Consider the following 5250-nt stretch of genomic DNA (forward strand, 5'->3'; position numbering starts at 1 on the left):
GGCGCGCGCCCGGTCCCCCGCGGCCAGGCGCGCGGCCACGGCCCGGACCTGGCCGGCGTCGACCTCGCGGACCCGGGCGAGGGAGGCCGCCAGGTCCACGTACTCCCCCGTGACCAGCTCGGCCCGTCCCAGCCGGGACATGCGGGCGCCCGTGGACTCCATGCCCAGCACGGTGCCGCCGCAGATCTGCCCGTGGGCGCGCGCGAGCTCCTCCCCGGTGACGTCGGCCTCGGCCATCCGGTCCAGCTCGGCCTCCATCAGCGCGGCCACCTCGTCCACCCGGTCCGGCTGGCAGCCCGCGTACAGGCCCCAGTAGCCGGCGTCGGAGTACCCGGCGGAGAACGAGTAGGTGTTGTAGGCCAGGCCGCGGCGCTCGCGGATCTCCTGGAACAGCCGCGAGGACATGCCCCCGCCCAGGACGGACTGCATGACGCCCAGGGCGAAGCGGTCCGGGTCCGTGGTGGACAGCGAGCGGCCGCCGACGAGGACGTTGGCCTGCTCGACCGCCTTGGTGACGGTGTGCGTGCCGGTCCGCACCCGCGAGGCCGCGGCCCCGGCGGTGTCCACGGCACGACGCGGGGCGGGCAGGGCCCCCTGGGTGAGCTCCCAGCCCGAGGCGCGCAGGGCGGCGAGGACGAGGCGGCAGACCTCGTCGTGGTCGAGGTGGCCGGCGGCGGTGACGACGAGCTCGTCCGGGCGGTACCAGTGCGTGTAGTGCCCCACCACATGGTCGCGGGTGACGGCCCGGATCGTCTCGGGCGTGCCGCCGATCGGCCGGCCGAGGGGGTGGCCGTCCAGCATGACCTCGGCGAGCTTCTCGTGGGCCACGTCCACGGGGTCGTCCGCGTCCATGGCGAGCTCCTCGAGGATCACGCCGCGCTCGGTCTCGAGCTCGTCCGGGTCGATCAGGGAGGAGGTGAGCATGTCCGTGAGGACCTCCACGGCCATCGGCAGGTCCTCGTCCAGCACGCGGGCGTGGTAGACGGTGGACTCCTTGGCCGTGCCGGCGTTGGACTCCCCGCCCACGCGGTCGAAGGCGGCCGCGATGTCCATCGCGGTGCGCGTGGGAGTGCCCTTGAAGAGCAGGTGCTCGAGGAAGTGCGTGGCGCCGTAGCCCTCGGGCGACTCGTCACGGGACCCGACGGCCACCCAGTAGCCGATGGTCACCGAGCGCTGGTCCGGCATGGCCTCGGTGAGCACGCGGACGCCGCCGGGCAGCACGGAGCGGCGCACCACGGAACCGTTGCCCTCGTCCGCCAGCACGCCGTCGAAGTCCAGGGGGATCTCACGGTGAACACTCATGACGGCCATTCTCGCCCATGCGCGACGACGGCGCCGCACCACTCGCGGGGAGGGTGCGGCGCCGTCGTGGTCACCGGGCCGGGCGGGGCGGATCAGGCCTCGATCTGCGAGGACTCGATCGCGTCCGCGGTCTCGGCCAGGGCGTCGGACTCCGCCACCACCGGGGAGAGGGACAGCTTGCCGCGGTCGTCGATCTTGGTGATCTCGACCTGGACCTTCTGGCCCACGCCGAGCACGTCCTCGACGTCGTCCACGCGCTTGCCCTCGTTGAGCTTGCGCAGCTCGGAGATGTGCAGCAGGCCGTCCTTGCCCGGGGTGAGCGAGACGAACCCGCCGAACGTGGTCAGCTTCACCACGGTGCCGAGGTAGCGCTCACCGACCTCGGGGACCTGCGGGTTGGCGATCGCGTTCACCGCGGAGCGCGCGGCCTCGGCCGAGGCGCCGTCGGTGGCGCCGATCAGCACGGTGCCGTCGTCCTCGATGGTGATGTCCGCGCCCGTGTCGTCCTGGATCTGGTTGATCATGGCGCCCTTGGGGCCGATGACCGCGCCGATCTTGTCCACCGGGATGCGCACGGAGATGATCCGCGGGGCGGTGGGGGCCATCTCGTCCGGGGCGTCGATGGCGGCGTTCAGCACGGACAGGATGTGCAGGCGCGCCTCGCGGGCCTGCGTCAGGGCGGCGGCCAGCACGGAGGCCGGGATGCCGTCCAGCTTGGTGTCCAGCTGGATCGCGGTGACGAACTCCGCGGTGCCGGCCACCTTGAAGTCCATGTCGCCGAACGCGTCCTCGGCGCCGAGGATGTCGGTCAGGGCCGCGTACTGGGTCTGGCCGCCCACCTCGGCGGAGACCAGGCCCATGGCGATGCCGGCCACGGGCGCACGCAGCGGCACGCCCGCGTTCAGCAGGGACAGGGTGGAGGCGCAGACGGAGCCCATCGACGTCGAGCCGTTGGAGCCGAGGGCCTCGGAGACCTGGCGGATCGCGTAGGGGAACTCCTCGCGGGCCGGCAGCACGGGCACGAGGGCGCGCTCGGCGAGGGCGCCGTGGCCGATCTCGCGGCGCTTCGGGGAGCCCACGCGGCCGGTCTCGCCGGTGGAGTACGGCGGGAAGTTGTAGTGGTGCATGTACCGCTTGGTCGTCTCCGGCGCCAACGAGTCGATCTGCTGCTCCATCTTGAGCATGTTCAGCGTGGTGACGCCCATGATCTGGGTCTCGCCGCGCTCGAAGATGGCGGAGCCGTGCACGCGGGGCAGGACCTCCACCTCCGCGGTCAGCTTGCGGATGTCCGTCAGGCCGCGGCCGTCGATGCGCACCTGGTCGGTGAGGATGCGGCGGCGCACGATCTGCTTGGTGAGGGAGCCGTAGGCCTTGGCGATCTCGCCCTTGCGCTCGGCGAAGTCCTTGCCCTCGCCGGCGAGCTCCTCGAGCACCTCGAGCAGGTAGGCGTCCGAGGCCGACTCGCGCTCCTGCTTGTCGCCGATGGAGAAGATCTCGGTCAGGCGGTCCGTGGCGAGCTTCTCGACGGCGGCGTAGGCGTCGTCCTGGTAGTCCTGGAACACGGGGACGTCCACCGGGTCCTTGCCGGCGCGCTTGACCAGGTCGGCCTGGGCCTCGCACAGGGCGCGGATGAAGGGCTTGGCGGCCTCGAGGCCCTCGGCCACGATCTCCTCGGTGGGCGCCTGCGCGCCGCGCTCCTTGACCAGGGTCCAGGAGTCCGGGGTCGCCTCGGCCTCGACCATCATGATGGCGACGTCGTCGCCCACCACACGGCCGGCCACGGCCATGTTGAACACGGCGCCCTCGAGCTGGGAGTGCTTCGGGAACGCGACCCACTGGCGCGTGCCGGAGCCGTCGTCCATGAGGGCCATGCGCACGCCGCCGATGGGGCCGGAGAACGGCAGGCCGGACAGCTGCGTGGACAGGGAGGCGGCGTTGATGGCCACCGTGTCGTAGATCTCGTCCGGGGCGATCGAGGTGACGGTCACGACGACCTGGACCTCGTTGCGGATGCCCTTGACGAACGCCGGGCGCAGCGGGCGGTCGATCAGGCGGCAGGTGAGGATCGCGTCCGTGGACGGGCGGCCCTCGCGGCGGAAGAACGAGCCGGGGATGCGGCCCGCGGCGTACATGCGCTCCTCGACGTCCACGGTCAGCGGGAAGAAGTCGAAGCCCTCGCGGGGCGACTTGCCGACGGTGGTGGCGGACAGCATCGACGTCTCCTCGTCGATGTAGACCATGGCGGCGCCGGCGGCCTGCTGGGCGAGGCGCCCGGTCTCGAAGCGGACGGTGCGCTTGCCGTACGAGCCGTTGTCGATGACGGCCTCGGCGAAGGTGATCTCAGGACCCTCCATGAGGGCCTCCTTTCAGGTGGACGGCGCCGCAGGCGTCCCTGTCCCCCTGGTCTTCGATCGAGGCCCTCGGCATCCCGCCGTGCGGCGGGGTCCGGGAGCCACTGTCGAGGACCGCGAGCGATGGGCGCGGAGCCGTCGGGTGTGTCGATGATGCGGGGATGCGCGCCATGGCGCGCCGGAGTGCCGCAGGCTGCGGCGATCTCTCCCCCGGGACACACTACGTGCGTCCGGGGGCAGACGAAAGGCGGCGCCGGCGCTCGCGGGTCTCCCGCGGGCTCCGGCGCCGCCTCCTCAGGTCACTTGCGCAGGCCGAGGCGCTCGATCAGCGCGCGGTAGCGCTCGATGTCGACCTTCTGCAGGTAGCCGAGCATGCGACGACGGCGACCGACCAGGGCCATCAGGCCGCGACGGGTGTGGTGGTCGTGCTTGTGCTCCTTGAGGTGCTCGGTCAGGTCCTTGATGCGGCGGGACAGGACCGCGATCTGCACCTCGGGGGAACCGGTGTCGCCCTCGTGGGTGGCGTACTCCTTGATGATCTGCTGCTTGACAGCGGGATCCAGGGCCATGGTGGGCCTCCTTCACTTCGGTACCGCGAACACGGGCCGCGCCCCGCCGGGGCGGACGACGCGGGGCCCACCCCACCGCGGACTGCAGGGAGGCCGAGGGTCGAGTCTACCGCATCGCCTACCCTGGCCCGGTGAGCACCCCACCGGTCCCCCACTCCCCGGCCCCGTCGTCGTTCCCCCTCCGGCCGCCCGCGCCGCCCCTGGATCTGCCGCTGATCGGCCACGGCTACCCCGCGCTGCTGCGCACGCCGCGGGCCCGATGGTGGAACCCGCTCGCGTCCTTCGGCCTCGTGCTGGCCGGCCTGGTGGGCCTCCTCGTGCTCGGGGGCGTGCTGGGCGCTCTCGCCCTGATCGCCACGTCCGGGCCCGCGCTGCTCGGCGCGGCCGACCCGACGGACGTGACCGACCTCGACCTGTACTCCGCGCCCATGGTGCTGCTGAACAACCTCCTGCTCGCCGCGCTGATCGGGGTCGCGCTGCTGGCCGTGGCGCTGGGCCACCCCGTCGCCGCCCGCTTCGTCCACTCGGTCGAGGGCCGCGTGCGCTGGCGCTGGCTGGCGCGCTGCGTCGTCGTGCTGACGCCGCTGTTCCTCGCCTACGTGCTGGGCGCGTGGGCCCTCGACGGCGCCCCCACGGCCCCGCGCGCGCAGGACTGGGTCTGGCTGCTCGTCATGGCGTTCGTGCTCACCCCGTTCCAGGCCGCGGGCGAGGAGTACCTGTTCCGCGGGTGGCTGCTGCTGGCCGTCGGCACGTGGATCCGCCGGCCGGTCGTGGCCGCCGCGGTCACCGCGGTGCTCTCGGCGGCGACCTTCTCGCTCGCCCACGGCTCGCTCGACCCGTGGATCCTGCTGGACCTCGCCGCGTTCGCCGTCGCCGCCGTCCTGCTCACGTGGCGCACGGGCGGGCTCGAGGCCGCCGTCGCCCTCCACGTGGTCAACAACGTGGTGATCATCGCCGTCGGCACGCTCGTGGGCACCGTCGAGGACAGCTACGTGGGCGCGGAGACCGCCGGCTCCCCGGCGGCCACG

The 5250-nt window shown here is 72.8% G+C and carries 4 protein-coding genes; 1 reads left to right on the forward strand and 3 read right to left on the reverse strand.

What is annotated here, in order from left to right; genetic code table 11:
• The 3 genes from D8M29_RS08285 to rpsO all read right to left on the reverse strand — a co-directional run.
• Positions 1 to 1311, reverse strand: a 1311-nt coding sequence (locus D8M29_RS08285) for a M16 family metallopeptidase (RefSeq protein ID WP_370450155.1), incomplete at its 3' end; no start/stop codon positions are given.
• A gap of 83 nt (positions 1312 to 1394) precedes the next feature.
• Positions 1395 to 3656 carry a polyribonucleotide nucleotidyltransferase gene (locus tag D8M29_RS08290; protein WP_061866726.1) on the reverse strand — a complete coding sequence of 754 codons (2262 nt, stop codon included), beginning with the start codon at positions 3654 to 3656 and terminating at the stop codon, positions 1395 to 1397.
• A 296-nt stretch (positions 3657 to 3952) separates the two neighbouring features.
• Positions 3953 to 4222 carry a 30S ribosomal protein S15 gene (gene rpsO, locus D8M29_RS08295; RefSeq protein ID WP_017488396.1) on the reverse strand — a complete coding sequence of 90 codons (270 nt, stop codon included), beginning with the start codon at positions 4220 to 4222 and terminating at the stop codon, positions 3953 to 3955.
• 131 nt (positions 4223 to 4353) lie between these two features.
• Between rpsO and D8M29_RS08300 the strand changes: the two genes are divergently transcribed.
• A partial coding sequence (locus D8M29_RS08300) for a type II CAAX prenyl endopeptidase Rce1 family protein (protein WP_127445900.1) occupies positions 4354 to 5250 on the forward strand: 897 nt, incomplete at its 3' end.

Origin of the sequence: Micrococcus sp. HSID17227 (assembly GCF_003989405.1) — a bacterium.
In the GTDB taxonomy this organism is placed as follows: Bacteria; Actinomycetota; Actinomycetes; order Actinomycetales; family Micrococcaceae; genus Micrococcus; species Micrococcus luteus.

What these genes read in the sequence shown, in the direction of transcription:
- D8M29_RS08290 (WP_061866726.1), bottom strand. Translation starts at nt 3,656, where the DNA reads ATGGAGGGTCCTGAGATCACCTTCGCCGAGGCCGTCATCGACAACGGC.
- rpsO (WP_017488396.1), bottom strand. Translation starts at nt 4,222, where the DNA reads ATGGCCCTGGATCCCGCTGTCAAGCAGCAGATCATCAAGGAGTACGCC.